Raw genomic sequence first — 14,795 nt, 5'->3', positions numbered from 1 at the left:
CATCATGAATACTATCTTAGAAAAAATGGACTCCGGGTTGTGGAATGCAATTGAAAAAAGCGGATTTAAGCATATCGATTATGAACATCTCTTAGCAACTGATCCTGCAAGAATAAGGTTGGAAGAAGATAAAGTATCAGCAGTTGAAAAAACAATGAAAATACCGGAAAAAATCGTGGTGGAAAATAAATGGATACCTTCTTCAGATCCCTCAGTCAGCATAAGAGTAAGAATCTACCGCCCTAAAGACCAAAAACATTTACCGTTATGCCTATATTTTCATGGAGGCTCTTTTATCTACGGTACACCGGAACAATATGATTTTCTCTTTTTCAGATTGGTATCGGAAGTCAATATGCTTATTATTTCTGTTGATTACAGGCTGGCTCCTAAACACCCGTTTCCTGCCGCGATAAAAGACGGTTATGACGTTTTGCTATGGACATCCCGATATGCAGCTACTATAGGTGGTGATAACAAAAATATAATGATAGGCGGAAGCAGTGCAGGGGCAACTATTGCAGCGTCTATCACGCAGTGGGCAAGAGACAGAAAAGAGATAGCAATACAGCATCAGTACCTGATGTATCCGCCAATGAGCAACCTTCTCGATACAGCTTCTATGCAGGAACTGTCAAATGCACCCCTGCAGACCAAAAAAGCAGCAGCTTGGATGTGGAAACATTATTTACAAAATACGAATGACAGCCTATATAAGTATGCGGTTCCGCTGTTACAGAATACTTTTGAAAATCTGCCGGAAGCAACGCTTATTGTATGTGAGCTGGATCCACTGAAAGATGAGGGAATTATGTATGCAGAAAAATTAAAAAATGCAGGTGTTTCGGTAAACCTTATTGAGATAAAAGGAGCAGTCCACACCTTTGAATTTTTTGACTGTGCTTTATCTGAAAATTTCTATAAGCTACAAATTGAGCTGTTTAAAAAAATAATAGATTAAAAAATGAGAAAAATAGTTGTCATCAACGGACATCCCGATCCGTTAAGTTTTAATGCCGCCATAGCACAGTCTTATATTCAATCTGCCAGCGATGCAGGTTCTGAAGTACGGTATATTGCCATCGGATTACTTGATTTTAATCCGAATCTTGCGCATGGCTATCGTCAGCGTATGGAACTGGAACCGGACCTTGCAGAAGCACTGGATGCGATACGTTGGAGCGATCATCAGGTATGGATACATCCTTTGTGGTGGCTTGGAATGCCCGCCATTATGAAAGGCTTTTTTGACAGAGCTTTTCTTCCGGGTATTGTTTTTAAAAGTAACAAAGGCAGCCTTAGTGAAGGACTATTGAAAGGCAGAACCGGAAGAATTATAACAACAGCAGGCGATTTATCTGAAAATGTATATGAGGATGAATACAGTTCCAGCGGCCTCATACAGTTGCAAAAAGGTATTTTGGAATATTGCGGCGTTGATTCTATCCAAAACACTTTTATCGGACCCTTATATGAGCTGAAGGAAGAAGATCGAAAAAGATGGTTGGAAGAGATTGCTTCGATTGCCAAAACAGATGTGTATGCATCTGTATAAATACAAAAGTTTATTACGAAATGTTTTTAATAGCTGTTGTTTTTAAGCACATTTCATTTCCAATAAATTATCTGACAGGTTATTTAAAAAAAACTTTTTATTGTTTAGATTTGCTATTAAGTAGATATAAATCTTCGAAAATTTATGCAAGAGTATGTGTACTTCTGAGTTTATCAATCAAATAAATTTTTATGAAACCATTTTTTACCCTTTTTTTATGCTGTTTTTTTTCGGTATTTTCTTTTGCGCAAAATGAAATAAATCTGAATCAAGGTAGCATCGAACAAAAAAAATACCATACAACTATAAACTACGAAAAAACGAAATCAAAAATTTTTGTAGACGTAGTGATAGAGGGAAAGACATATAAATTTCTTTTGGATACCGGAGCACCGTTTGCAGTTTCTCAAAAGTTATACAACGAACTCAAGTTATCAACAGTTGGTAAAGTAGAGGTTTTGGATGCCTCTGGCAAGAGTGGAGAAATGATTATCACTTCTGTTCCAAAGCTTCAAATGGGAGAGCTTACCTTTTTAAACACGCCGGGTATTCTTTTTACAGAAGCTACAAATCAGATTTTTGATTGTTTGGATATTGACGGCATCATCGGAAGCAATATGCTGAGAAATTCTGTAATACAATTTGATGACAGAAATAATAAAATCATAGTAACAAATGATGCAGGAAAATTAGATCTGAAAAAAATACCGTATCAAAAATTAACACTGACACAGACTCAAAGTAATCCTTTTATACAAATCATGCTGAAGAAAGGAAATCAGGAAGCGACTGATAATATTTTGTTCGACACGGGAGCAGACGGATTTTATGAGATGTCTGTTCAGGCATATTATTTTCTCAAAGACCGGGTAGATGTAGTAAATACTATAGCGGAAAGTGAAGGTTCTTTTACATGGGGTCTTCATGGAATGACGGACAAAGAACACCAGTTTGTATTGGAGATTCCTCAGCTCAGTATCAATGGAAATATCCTTAAAAAAGTTCAGGTGACAACAACAAGCAGTAATGAATCAAGAATGGGAGCAGAGATACTTTCTCATGCTAAAGTAACTCTGGATTATAAAAAGAAACGTTTTTATTATGAGCCTTATGAAGCCGTTGATACGTTAAGTCAGCAAATATGGGCTATATCTCCTACACTGCAAAACAATAAAATGGTTGTAGGGATCATTTGGGACAAACAATTGGAAAGTAAGGTTAACATAGGGGATGAAATTCTGAATTTTAACGGTATTGATTACCAATCGATGGAGTTTTGCGATCTTGTAAGGTCAGAAAATAAATTTTCAGATAAAAAAGCAATTATTAAGTTCAAAGATGTACATACGGGAGCAGTAAAAACGCTGGAAATAAACCGTTTGTAAACAATTATTGTATAAATCCGTTTATGAAATTTGCCTGTATTGTTCAAACAGGGTATTTCCAAAAAAAGAAAGAGTCTTTCTACAGACTCTTTTTTTATAAGGTATGATGCAACCATCAGATAAAAAGTTTACTCCTCTTATTAAAAAATTCTTCAGCATCGTGAATAAGATTATTGAAGAGATGTACTTGAAGAAAAGAAGCCTAAGGAGCAGAGAAAGCAAGCTATATTAATAAGTCTTTAAAATTGCTGACATAGCAATGATAACAGCGCAGGCAATTATGGGATCAATGGCCTCATATCTTCTAACCGGCGGTATGCCATTTACTTTATTAGCCGCTATAGCTGGGGCATTACAAACTGCTGCAGTATTAGCAACACCAATTCCAAAGTACAAAACCGGACGTAAAGGAGGTAAAGAAGAGTTTGCTATTGTAGGTGATGGCGGTGTAAGTGAAGTTGTAGAGCATAAAGATGGATCTGCTTACCTGACGCCTAGAACAGATACATTGGTAAAACTTCTTCAGGGTGATACGGTCCATAAGTCAGTAGAAGATTATAGAAGAGATCGATCAAGAAGGCTGAGTGCAAATCTTCAAAAAGAAATGATTAAATCAGAGCTTTATTTAAATTCAAAAGATATTGAAACTAAGCGATTGGAATTTGAAATTTCCTCAATGCATAAAACTTTAAAAGATAAAAAAATGCAAACTGTTGTAAATGTTCCAAAGCTTGATATTAACAGTAGATTCTGGAAGTTTGGACAGAGAGGGTGGTAATTTGAAAGGGAAATGATGAGTCACCCTTTTTTTATTAGACTATTAAAAATATCTGTAGTTATATATTAAAATATCTTTTATTAAAAACCTTCGTTTTTTATATTTTACACTAATTAGAAATAGTATCATTAATATAAAACAAATTTGACTGTTAATGCTTTTGTTTAATCATAAAATAATGATATAAATACGGGAAGTCGTAATTTATTCTGATTTATATATCTATTTTTGCCAAAACTTAATAAAATATAATGAAACAAAAACTAAGAATTTTTAAATTCCTTATTCCGTTGTTAATTATTAGTTGTAATAATGCTGATAATTTGTATGAAGATATACCGGAAAAGGCAACGAAAGCAACTAAAAATTACGTTCCAGAAAGATTGGATATGGTTGTTTTAAAAAAGTACATTGAAGGAAATTATGCTGCATTAAAAGGGAAAGATTTGCTTTGGGATTATTCATATACTTATGAGCATACAAGCAAAATAAGTGCATACATTATTCCTATTAAGCTTAAACAAGACAATTCATATGAATTTATTGCTATAGCAGATTCAGAAGGTAGGGCTGATATGGCTTTGATTAAATTTGAATCTGAAAAAGTTAAGTTTGACGAAAATGTATACTCGGTTAGACCTTATGAGATAGCTAAAGAGTATAATTTTAAAGGTAATGTCAGATATACACAATTCAAGGATGATGTATTCAAAGTTTCCAATAGTTTCAATTCTCCGACTTGTAATAAGTGCCATAAAGACGGTTCAGGTCCAGAAATGCCAGGATTTCCAGACGAAACATTACCTGAGATGGTTATTGTTATTTCTGATCCTTTAGAAGATGCTTGGGATATTAAAAACCCTATTTCAATTGGAGGAGGAGTAGTTTTACATCCGCCGGAGCCACCAGCAGATCCATGTAAAAATTTTAATAAGAATATTAAAAATAATCTTCATAATACAAATCAAATATTAGAAGTTCTAAGTCAAATGGTAAATAGCTTACCTTTGTCTGAAAAGGGTTTTATGATTGATGCTGATGGAAATGTTACTGGCTTTGAAGAAAATGATGATTCGGCAACGCTTGAAATGCCTATGTTGCCATACGGAAAAAAAATAAACACATTAATTCATTCTCATTATGATGGATTATTGATTGGTCCTTCGCCTGCGGATTTGATTGAATTACATAGATTATATATGTTTGGTAATATTAATAATTATCAATCTTTTGAATTTGGAATAGTATCTTCTGAGGGTTATATGAGTGTGACCATCGACAGTCCACTCTATTTTTCTTTTAATATGATACCTTTGCTTAATGAAACACTGTTAAGCAGTATATTTAATACTTTGAATTTGACTCCTGAAAATAGAGATATGGATAATTATGCTAATAATTTAGCTCAATTGTTTAAGCTATTTAACGTTTCGTTATCAATTACGTATAAAAAGAATGATCCTAAAGATAATGATTGGAATTATTATGATAAAAAAGAAAATAAATTTAAAAAATGTTAAGTTATGAATACTATAAAAAAAATAATTGTTATCTATTTTTTAATGATTGGTTACGTTGTCTCCGCACAACTTCCGATTGAAAAAAATTTCATAGGTAGTTATGAATATAAAGACGAAAGAATTAAAATTGAAATCGATATAAAAAAGGTAATTATAAATGCTCCAAATGGTGATTTAGAAGTAATGGGTGGTGATATGTACTATTCAATTGATGGAAAAGTAATATTTAATAAAGTAGGGCTTAAATCTAATTATAATGTGCAAAATATGCAATTTATTCCATTTTTAGTCATAAATAATATGGATAAGACGGTGAGTTTTACAATTGATAAATGTAAACAAGTAATGGAATTATCCGATGTTGATGGAAAAAAATTTAAGCTGATCTATTCTGATGAAAGAACAAAATCTAAAAATAGATCGATAAGATATTTTAATAAATCAGTATCTACTTGTCAATTACCAAGTGAAACTATTTTAACTAAAAAGTAAGCCAGATTATAACACCAGAGATGTTGGTGTGATCATAATACAGTTTGTTTTTATATCAAAATGATTTCAATTACTATTGCATACAACTAACCGGATCACTCCGGTTTTTTTGTGGATAAAATTTGAAATACTGATTTTTATGCATTATTATTTGTTAATTATTATTAAATAAATTTATATATTTACTTTTATTAACTAAAATAATTATATTATGAAAAAAGTATTTTTAACTTTAGCACTATCCTTAGGAACTTTTGTAAGTGCATTTGCTGGCGGACCAATTGGTAGCGGACCAATTGCTTGTGGAGGAAATGTTTCTGTGAGACATTTTAAAGTAGTAAATGGCGTTAATCAATATTATGGAGACTATTACTATTTTAATACATTAGAAGATGCTTTTTCCTATATTCTATTTATGTATCCTACATTAGAATATCCAGAAACACGGAATGAAGGAGCAAATATAGTTTGTACAATTGAAACCAATGTTCCTGGACCTGTTGGGCCATAAATATATGATTAGGATTTTAATCAGTTTATTTACTAAAAGTCAGGATTTTTCTTGACTTTTTTTATATCTTGTGCCATTAGTGAGGTATTACATATCTTTTTTAGTGATTATAATTCTTAATTTAAAAATATGAAAAAAGTAACAGGCATCGGAGGCGTATTCTTTAAATGTGAGCATCCGAAAGAAATGAACGAATGGTATGCAAAAAATTTGGGAATAGCGGTCACAGATTACGGAGCAACATTTGAATGGAGAGATACAGAAGATCCTTCAAAAAAAGGTTCTACATCCTGGAGTACCTTTCCTCAGGGTACCACTTATTTTAAGCCTTCAGTAAAACCTTTTATGATCAATTATCGGGTAGATAATATTGTTGCTTTGGTTGAAGAGTTAAAAAAAGAAGGGGTAACAATCATTGATGAAATCAGTGAATATGTTTACGGAAAATTTGTACACATCTTAGACCCGGAAGGTAATATCGTGGAGCTATGGGAGCCAGCCGGAATTTCTGATCAAAATCAGGATATTCCGTAAGCTCTTATTTTTGTATTAATTAAGGCAATAATTAATTTTAGGGCAGCTATTCATCATCTGCCTTAAATTGCATAAGAAATTCTGTTTGAGCAGTTGCCTCATCAACAGATTCAGAAATTAGTTTAAAGCCTTTGGCCTGATAAAAATGAACACCTTGTACGTTCTTGCTATATACTTTTAAGCTGAGTTCTGTTCTGTTTTTTTGTGCATGAGCCAAAAGCATGCTTCCCAAGCCCATTCCTTGCATATTAGGTCTGATAAACAATGCCGCAATATGATTGCGGTCTACTAAAGAAATAAAACCATGTATACTATTTTCATCATGAATCAGATACGATTCGGATAAAGGTAAATAGTGATCTTGCATGATTTTTTTATTTTCTTGCCAATAAGATTCAGGAATAAAGTCATGTGAAAGGATCGAAGCTTCATACCATATATCAACAAGAACGCCGATATCAGCTTCAGTCGCACGCTTTATGGACAGAAAATCAGAATGTATTGTATTCATTTAATTATATTTGTTCCGGGTATTATTATCGCAAAGATACTTAACAATATCAGCCCATATAGTTTAAAATAACGAAATTGTCGGAACATGTCTTTTTTTATTTAGCTCTTTTTCTCTTTATCCTGCATGAAATGGATGCGATACGGTGTAAAGAATGGCGTATCTTTCCGGGGCTTTCTCTATTGGGAGATTACTGGGGATTTGTCATCTTTATGTTTGCACATCTGCCCATTTTTTTCTTTATTTATCATCAACTGAATAACCCTGAATCTTCTGAAGCATTTATGAGTTTACTATTTTTCTGATTGCCCATTTGCTGCTGCATATTTTATATCTGAAGCATAGCAAGAACGCTTTTAAAGATTGGATTTCCTGGACATTTATAGCCGGATCTGCTGTCTTTGCTCTGATAGATGTACTGGTGTAAAATATATAAGTGTTGCTTTCTATTTACAGCATGTTACGCTATCAAAAAGATAGTATTATTGCCTCAATACAGATTGAGATGAATGTTTTTATGTTCTGAAATGATTTCCAACAGTATTTCAAAATAGGTTGGTCCTGTACCTTTTTCTAAAGCAGATAATTTTTCTTCAATGATTTTTTTATTGTATGCTACTGCTTTTAATTTTTCTGAATAGTACTTTTGGGTCAGTTCAAATCCTAAAGCTTTTCTGCTATTTTCAGAATTCAACCAATGGAGTTGAACCGATTCATTTGCTTTAATAATTCCGAAGCCCCCATACAGCATATCATCAAACGCATCAAGACTGTTTCCTATTTTCCAGTCCTCTTCAGCCATAAAAATCCGGTTGATTTCTTCATAAAAGGAAGGAATGTCATGAATGAGATCTCCGTTGATGGTAATTGACTTTGGCATATCACAGGCGTTTTTTCAACTCTTCTTTTATCTCCTTTATTTTTTTATAGTTGACGATTATGATGGGCGACAATGCAAAAGGAATTATGATAAGCGGCGTAAATCCTTTTCTTATGCATATATACACAGCAGCAACTAATAAAATTATCAATAAACCTGTAAGAAAACCGGTTGTGCTTGCTAATGATTTCTTTTTTTTACGTAACTCTTCATTTGTCATTTCGTGGAATTCTTTATTTTTCATTCTATATTTTTTCATTCAAAATACGTTTTTTTATATATAAAATTGAAAAGAAATAGTTAAAAATGAAACAATAAATCTTTTTAAGATAGCAGGTTAATGTTATGATTATTTAAAGGATTATCCTATAAAGCTTAAGACGGTGAAAAGTAAAAAAGCCGTCTAAAGATTAAACGGCTTTTAATATGATGTATTGCAAAGTAACGCAACCCGTTATTTAATTGCAGGGATATAAAAGCGTATCATAAACAACTATGTTACAAACATCCGGATACATGGTCTGATATAACATCAGGTACATTGCTTTAACATTCGCTAATTGCGTAGCATCTAAACAAGCTGTTTGATCAATTGCCGTTTGAAATGAATCGTTTGACATACCGCCTGAACATACCCAAAAAATTCTGATGTCTATTTTATAAACATTTCCGGTATTGAAATTAGCATCGGATTCTGAAGCTGAACTATTTTCAATTTTCACCCCATTAAAGGTTTTGTCTGCTAATTCCTTTTGTCCATTTCCGGCAAAGGAAATCATGCTACACAGAGCAAATACACTCATAATAATTAATTTTTTCATAATAAAAATATAATTTAAGTTAATGTTGTGAATATAATTTTAATAAGTTAAATAAAATTGTTGTTTGTTTTTTATTTTTTGAATATTTTATAAAATAAAAATTATGCCATAAGAATAATGATATGGCATTTTTTAATTTATTCGGGTTTTCAGTTTTTTTTATAAAGAGTCGATAAAGCCTAAGTGTTACTTAGTTTTTATCTTAATTATAAATGATTTTAAGCTGTAAATGGTATTTTATAGAATAGTAGATTATTGTTCATTAATTGGAGTTCGTTTAGATTTTGTCAGCTTTTTGTTCCAAAAAATTAATAGCAGCATAAAGATGCTAAAACAAAGTATGGCCGCGATGTTGGTTTGAATAATAAAAGCATGGATCGTTGCGGCTACAAGGATGGATTTTGTTCTTTGAACTGCAAACGTAAGGATAAACGAAAAGATAATACAGAATGCTAAAAAGATCCAAAATCCACCGTATTGGTCAAAATTTTCAAAAATCAATAAATGCCATATTGCCCATAGAATACCAGAGATCAGACTTTTTAAAATAAAAGGAATTTTCCCCATACTCTCAATGAGATAACCTCTCCAGGCATACTCCTCCATGATATTGTAGATAAAGGCAAAAAAGCAAAAAATCAATGCCCAAAGATGCGGGTTAACTCCATGATGATTAGAAATTCCAAACACACCGTAACACACAAACAATATAAAAGGAAATAAAAGGCTCTTAATTTTGTGTTCTCCGAGTAAAGTAATTTGCTGTTTCTCTTTGCTTAATTTGTAAAATAGCAGGGAAACAAAAAGAGTTACAAGCCCGTGATTATAATTAAAGGTAAAAGGAATATCTGTAACTTTTTCAAGAACCAGATTCAATAGGTTAGGGAGTTTTCTTGCAAAATAAGTACCCGTGAGAACGATACTATAGAACAATAGTATTCTTAACCAATTAACATTTTTTGCAGTTTTTAATACATCCATTTTGTTGCTTTTATAATGATATTTTCTATTGTAATGGCTCAACCTGTTTCGATTATGCTGAACATTTCAATAAAACAGAAAAACACAAATTTATCTAAAATAAGCAACTATTTATCAAATCCAATACATTTCTTTTTTTTGCTTTGAAGAACGCCTGACAACTAATCAGAGATGTGATGATAACAAACTGCCAATCTCTTTAATTCCTTCTTCAAGCTGTTCTTCTGAAAGATAGGCATAACCTATACGTAAGCCGTTTACAGGCTCTTTCAGACTATATGTTTCTGGCAGTATAATCTTTATTCCTTTCTTTTGAAGAGCCGTATCAACCAATTTCCATTTCACTTGTTTTTTGGGAATAATCCAAAATGCCAGGCCGCCTTCAGGAACGTGAAATTCAGCTTTGTCGGAAAGATGCTTTATCAAGATGTTTTTTACAAAATTCCGTTTGGATTTATAGTATTGAGAAGCCTTTTTAAGATGTCTTTTTATCGTTCCATCTTTGATGAGATATAAAACAGCCTGTTCCATAATTGTATCGCCCTGTACGTCAATTATTTTGCGTAGATTTCCAATTTTTCCTATGAGATTTTCATCTTTACAGACCAGATAACCAATTCTTAAGGCGGGCGCCACCACCTTACTCATTGTACCTATATAAATATAGTTTTTCAATTCAACATAACTCGACAGAGGCAAAACAGGACGATAACCAAAGTGAAACTCATTATCATAATCATCTTCAATAATAGTAAAACCATGCTCATTTGACAATCGGATTAATTCCAATCTCCTTTGGAGCGATAAGGTTACAGTTGTAGGATATTGATGGTGAGGTGTGGTATAAATTGCTTTTATTGCAGGATATTTTTTAAGGTAGGCAAGCACATCTTCCATAATAAGACCTTCGTTATCCACCCGTAAAGGAAGTAACTTTGCGCCGGCATTCTCAAATGCTTTCCAGGCAGGCTTGTATCCCGGATTTTCAACCATTACATAATCATCTTTTTTAAACAGGCAATGAGCTGCAAGATACATCGCCATCTGACTGCCACGTGTTATACAGACATGCTCTTCACTGATCTGCATACCGCGTTGATGATTCAGCATTTGTACAATAGCTGCTCTAAAATCCTTATCTCCCAGAACATTCGTATATCCCATCATTTGCCATTTCGCTTTTCTGTTAAAAATTTGTCGGTAAGCTCTGGCTAATTCGGTTACGGGTGCTATTTTACTGTCTGGAGATCCATCATCAAAATTGATACGAAAAAGAGGACTTTCATTCTCTTTAGAGAGGCGTACTGAAGATTTTACAGAATTTTTTTTGAATACCGGTAACGTTTCCGCAACAAAAGTTCCTTTTCTTTCTTTTGTAACCAGCCATTCTTCATTCAACAATACCTGAAGGGCTTCCACTATTGTATTCCGATTGAGATTGAGCTCTTTTGCCAATATTCTGCTGCCGGGCAGAGCAGTTCCGTTTTGAAGCCTTCCGGATTGGATATCCATAATAATTGCATCTGCAATTTGCAGATATATCGGTTTATCCGCTTTGTGATCTATCTGTATTTCTAATTTCCAAGGGCGTAACATCTGGACTATTTGTTTATGTAAAAACTGTACTATGTATATGGTCCAAATATACAATAGTTTTGTTTCGCAATAATGCTATAACAATTTAAAATTTTTAATTATGTCAAAAGTAGAAAAAACAACAGCAGGTGTTCAAAAAACAGTACACGCAGAACAAAAACAATTCAGTTCTAAAGATTTTCATCAAACTTTTTCACGTCCGGTTTATATAAAACCGTCTCATGTTATTCATAAAAATGTTGAAAAAGCAGGTGTTCATGATCAGTTTTCTACAGAAAGAAAACATCCGGTATTTTTTGTGGATCTCCCAAGTAAAAATGTGAGCATGACAATAGGAGGACTTTTACCGGGACAACTGACCAACCGACACCGTCATACTTATGAAACCGTATTGTATGTGGTTGAAGGAAAAGGGTGGACGGAAGTAGAAAATGAAAGAGTTGAGTGGGAAGCTGGAGATGCTGTGTACATTCCTTCATGGGCATGGCACCGTCACCAAAACCTCAGTGACAGCGAACCAGCCAAATATATTGCCTGCGAAAATGCGCCACAGCTTCAGAATCTCGGAGTAGCATTACGCGAAGAAGAAGGAAGAGATTTATAAATAATCATTGTATAAAAAAATTAATAAGTAAAAATGAAAGATACAGTATTTAAAGGCATTATTGCTTATCCGATTACACCATTCGATAAAGAAGAAAAAGTAGATATTGTTTTGTTTAAAAAACTGGTAGAGCGATTGGTGGCTGCAGGCTCGCATGCAATTGCACCTTTGGGAAGTACAGGGGTATTGCCCTATCTGTCAGATGAAGAAAAAGAAGCAGTAACGGAAGCAACAATTGATCAGGTATCCGGAAGAGTACCAACACTCGTCGGAGTATCGAATCTGACAACGGAAAAGACAATTTATCATGCCCGGTTTGCAGAGAGAGCAGGGGCAGCAGCAGTAATGATAATTCCCATGAGTTACTGGAAACTCAGTGATGATGAAATTTTCAGGCATTATGATGCGGTTGCTTCTAAAATTTCTATACCGATTATGGCTTATAACAATCCGGCTACCAGCGGTGTAGACATGTCAACAGGTTTGTTAAAGCGTTTATTGGAAATACCGAATGTGACCATGATTAAAGAAAGTACAGGCGATATTCAGCGAATGCATACTCTGAAAAAAGAATTGGGGGAAGAGGTTGCCTTTTACAACGGATCAAATCCGCTTGCACTGGCAGCATTTGCAGCAGGTGCTGACGGATGGTGTACAGCGGCTACAAATCTGATTCCGGAACTGAACATCATGTTATATGATGCAGTACAGGCAAATGACTGGGAGAAAGCCCGACAATTGTTTTATAAGCAATTGGACGTATTAAAATTCATTGTTGCAAAAGGACTTCCGAGAGCAGTAAAAGCAGGACTTCATCTTTTGGATCAGGATGCTGGATATCTGCGCAGTCCTCTACAGCCTTTGGAAGAAAAGGAGGTCGTACACTTAAAACAGATTTTAAACGATGTAACCCAAATGTAATCGCTGGACTATCGGTTTATATAAAAACTGTATCAGTAAAAGATACGCTGATCAGGATAATTTAGCCTGAAAATTGTTTCACTAATTTAATGAAATGCAAAAATGAAAAAAGTAATTTATTATCATGCCGGATGCCCGGTTTGTATGAGTGCAGAAGAAAACATACTGCAATTTATACCTTCAGAGCAATTAACCATGGTTCATTTGGGCAATGAGCCTGAAAAAGTTGCAGAAGCAGAGAGCAGAGGAGTAGCATCTGTACCGGCACTTGTATTGCCGAATGGAAATGTACTGCACATCAATTTCGGAGCTTCTATTGAAGATTTAAAATAAAATACTGAGAATTATAGTATCAGACTTTTATTCATAATACCTAACTATTTTAATATTATATCTGTCATGAATTACAGCATCAAAAAAGCAAGTCTTGAAGACTTAAATGAAACCGCAGAATTATTTAATCTGTATCGTATTTTTTATCGTCAGGAATCTGATCTGGAAAGAGGGAAAGATTTTTTAAGAGAGCGATTTTTAAACAGTGAATCTGATATTTTCCTCGTAATTATAGATGAAAAAGCGGTTGGTTTTGTTCAACTATACAAGCTATTCCACTACACCAAATTGCAAAAACAATGGTTGTTGAGTGATCTGTTTGTACATCCGGATTACAGAGGCAAGGGGCTATCCGTAGCTTTGATCGACCGCAGTAAACAATGGTGTAAGGAAACGGGAGCATGTGGACTGATGCTGGAAACCGAAAAAACAAATGATATCGGAAATCAGCTTTATCCGCGTTGTGGATTTGAATATGACGGAGCCCATAATTACTATCATTGGTGGTTATAAAAAGAAACGATGGCGGATCTCTACAGATTCGCCATTTTCATTAAAAAAAACAGAAGAAATGGAAAAAGAGATATTGAAAAATCTGGAACAGGTTTTTACAAGAATAAAAAAAGCCTGCTATAACAGTAAAAGAGATCCGAAAGAGATAAAAGTTCTGCTGGCTACCAAAACAATTTCTGCTGAGCGTATTGGTATAGCATTACATGCGGGGCTTACACTCATAGCCGAAAATAAAGTTCAGGAGTTGAAAGAAAAACATCCTTTACTCGTCCATATTCCGCATACAAATCATTTTATTGGTCACTTACAATCCAATAAAATAAAGGATCTGCTTAAATATGACGTTAGCTGTCTTCAATCTATGGACAGGCTTGATTTAGCACAGAAACTGCAAAAGAGATTGGAATATGAAAATAAAACAATGGACGTACTCATTCAGGTAAATACTTCAGGTGAACAAAGTAAATTCGGAATAGCTCCGTCTCAGGCAATTGAATTGGTTACACACTTATCAAAACTGGACAGACTAAAGGTAAAAGGCTTGATGACTATTGGTTTATTTACGACAGATAAAGAAAAAGTGCGTTTATGCTTTCAACGGTTGCGCCATCTACAGCAACAACTTATGAACAGTAATATTCCGGATATTGAAATGAAGGAACTTTCTATGGGAATGAGTGGTGATTTGGAAATTGCTATCGAAGAAGGAGCTACAATCCTAAGAATAGGAACGGCTGTTTTTGGTAAAAGAGCCTTGCCAGACAGTTATTATTGGAATGAAACTACAGCATAATTAGGCGATTGTTAATAATTTACGCCATAAAACTATTTTTTTAGGTGTTTTTTATTTTATTTTTAGA

The 14,795-nt window shown here is 33.8% G+C and carries 21 protein-coding genes; 15 read left to right on the top strand and 6 right to left on the bottom strand.

What is annotated here, in order from left to right; genetic code table 11:
• Positions 1-4: 4 nt before the first annotated feature.
• The 9 genes from QW060_RS08720 to QW060_RS08680 all read left to right on the top strand — a co-directional run bounded on the left by QW060_RS08720 (position 5) and on the right by QW060_RS08680 (position 6,775).
• Positions 5-961 carry an alpha/beta hydrolase gene (locus tag QW060_RS08720; protein WP_290363242.1) on the top strand — a complete coding sequence of 319 codons (957 nt, stop codon included), beginning with the start codon at positions 5-7 and terminating at the stop codon, positions 959-961.
• Between the two features lie 3 nt (positions 962-964).
• Entirely contained in the window at positions 965-1,555 is a 591-nt protein-coding gene (locus QW060_RS08715; protein WP_290363241.1) for an NAD(P)H-dependent oxidoreductase, read from the top strand.
• A 347-nt stretch (positions 1,556-1,902) separates the two neighbouring features.
• On the top strand, positions 1,903-2,940 hold the full coding sequence (locus QW060_RS08710; protein ID WP_290363240.1) for a retropepsin-like aspartic protease: 1,038 nt from the start codon (positions 1,903-1,905) through the stop codon (positions 2,938-2,940).
• A 103-nt stretch (positions 2,941-3,043) separates the two neighbouring features.
• A complete protein-coding gene (locus QW060_RS08705; protein ID WP_290363239.1) occupies positions 3,044-3,172 on the top strand; it encodes a hypothetical protein in 129 nt (42 codons plus the stop codon).
• A gap of 27 nt (positions 3,173-3,199) precedes the next feature.
• Positions 3,200-3,718, top strand: coding sequence for a hypothetical protein (locus QW060_RS08700; RefSeq protein ID WP_290363238.1), 519 nt, complete (start codon positions 3,200-3,202; stop codon positions 3,716-3,718).
• A gap of 251 nt (positions 3,719-3,969) precedes the next feature.
• The gene (locus QW060_RS08695; RefSeq protein ID WP_290363237.1) at positions 3,970-5,238 is read left to right on the top strand and encodes a hypothetical protein; all 1,269 of its coding nucleotides are present in this window, start codon (positions 3,970-3,972) and stop codon (positions 5,236-5,238) included.
• 3 nt (positions 5,239-5,241) lie between these two features.
• Positions 5,242-5,730 carry a hypothetical protein gene (locus tag QW060_RS08690; RefSeq protein WP_290363236.1) on the top strand — a complete coding sequence of 163 codons (489 nt, stop codon included), beginning with the start codon at positions 5,242-5,244 and terminating at the stop codon, positions 5,728-5,730.
• A 211-nt stretch (positions 5,731-5,941) separates the two neighbouring features.
• A complete protein-coding gene (locus QW060_RS08685; RefSeq protein ID WP_290363235.1) occupies positions 5,942-6,241 on the top strand; it encodes a hypothetical protein in 300 nt (99 codons plus the stop codon).
• Between the two features lie 129 nt (positions 6,242-6,370).
• A complete protein-coding gene (locus QW060_RS08680; RefSeq protein ID WP_290363234.1) occupies positions 6,371-6,775 on the top strand; it encodes a VOC family protein in 405 nt (134 codons plus the stop codon).
• Positions 6,776-6,821: 46 nt separating this feature from the next.
• On the opposite strand, the gene QW060_RS08675 is transcribed toward QW060_RS08680, so the two are convergent.
• Entirely contained in the window at positions 6,822-7,286 is a 465-nt protein-coding gene (locus tag QW060_RS08675; RefSeq protein ID WP_290363233.1) for an N-acetyltransferase, read from the bottom strand.
• Positions 7,287-7,363: 77 nt separating this feature from the next.
• Between QW060_RS08675 and QW060_RS08670 the strand changes: the two genes are divergently transcribed.
• Positions 7,364-7,591: a DUF6713 family protein gene (locus QW060_RS08670; protein ID WP_290363232.1), complete on the top strand. Its 228-nt coding sequence runs from the start codon at positions 7,364-7,366 to the stop codon at positions 7,589-7,591.
• A 185-nt stretch (positions 7,592-7,776) separates the two neighbouring features.
• On the opposite strand, the gene QW060_RS08665 is transcribed toward QW060_RS08670, so the two are convergent.
• The 5 genes from QW060_RS08665 to pdxR form a co-directional block, all read right to left on the bottom strand.
• On the bottom strand, positions 7,777-8,166 hold the full coding sequence (locus QW060_RS08665) for a barstar family protein (RefSeq protein ID WP_290363231.1): 390 nt from the start codon (positions 8,164-8,166) through the stop codon (positions 7,777-7,779).
• Position 8,167: 1 nt separating this feature from the next.
• Positions 8,168-8,425 carry a redox-active disulfide protein 2 gene (locus tag QW060_RS08660; protein ID WP_290363230.1) on the bottom strand — a complete coding sequence of 86 codons (258 nt, stop codon included), beginning with the start codon at positions 8,423-8,425 and terminating at the stop codon, positions 8,168-8,170.
• 199 nt (positions 8,426-8,624) lie between these two features.
• Positions 8,625-8,969 (bottom strand): hypothetical protein, encoded by a 345-nt coding sequence (locus tag QW060_RS08655; protein WP_290363229.1) that lies wholly within the window; start codon positions 8,967-8,969, stop codon positions 8,625-8,627.
• A gap of 270 nt (positions 8,970-9,239) precedes the next feature.
• Complete coding sequence (locus QW060_RS08650; protein WP_290363228.1) at positions 9,240-9,968, bottom strand: CPBP family intramembrane glutamic endopeptidase; 729 nt, start codon at positions 9,966-9,968, stop codon at positions 9,240-9,242.
• Positions 9,969-10,133: 165 nt separating this feature from the next.
• Positions 10,134-11,564 carry a MocR-like pyridoxine biosynthesis transcription factor PdxR gene (gene pdxR / locus QW060_RS08645; RefSeq protein WP_290363227.1) on the bottom strand — a complete coding sequence of 477 codons (1,431 nt, stop codon included), beginning with the start codon at positions 11,562-11,564 and terminating at the stop codon, positions 10,134-10,136.
• 100 nt (positions 11,565-11,664) lie between these two features.
• Here pdxR and QW060_RS08640 point away from each other — a divergent pair, with 100 nt between their 5' ends.
• The 5 genes from QW060_RS08640 to QW060_RS08620 all read left to right on the top strand — a co-directional run bounded on the left by QW060_RS08640 (position 11,665) and on the right by QW060_RS08620 (position 14,728).
• Positions 11,665-12,168: a cupin domain-containing protein gene (locus QW060_RS08640; RefSeq protein WP_290363226.1), complete on the top strand. Its 504-nt coding sequence runs from the start codon at positions 11,665-11,667 to the stop codon at positions 12,166-12,168.
• A 33-nt stretch (positions 12,169-12,201) separates the two neighbouring features.
• Positions 12,202-13,089, top strand: a complete 888-nt coding sequence (locus tag QW060_RS08635) for a dihydrodipicolinate synthase family protein (protein ID WP_290363225.1) — start codon at positions 12,202-12,204, stop codon at positions 13,087-13,089.
• A 102-nt stretch (positions 13,090-13,191) separates the two neighbouring features.
• Entirely contained in the window at positions 13,192-13,422 is a 231-nt protein-coding gene (locus QW060_RS08630; RefSeq protein WP_290363224.1) for a thioredoxin family protein, read from the top strand.
• A gap of 66 nt (positions 13,423-13,488) precedes the next feature.
• Positions 13,489-13,935, top strand: coding sequence for a GNAT family N-acetyltransferase (locus tag QW060_RS08625; protein ID WP_290363223.1), 447 nt, complete (start codon positions 13,489-13,491; stop codon positions 13,933-13,935).
• Positions 13,936-13,993: 58 nt separating this feature from the next.
• Positions 13,994-14,728 carry a YggS family pyridoxal phosphate-dependent enzyme gene (locus QW060_RS08620; protein ID WP_290364732.1) on the top strand — a complete coding sequence of 245 codons (735 nt, stop codon included), beginning with the start codon at positions 13,994-13,996 and terminating at the stop codon, positions 14,726-14,728.
• The last annotated feature ends 67 nt before the right edge of the window (positions 14,729-14,795 follow it).

The organism is Paenimyroides ceti (genome assembly GCF_030409925.1).
This window is presented reverse-complemented; position numbering and strand designations above follow the sequence as displayed.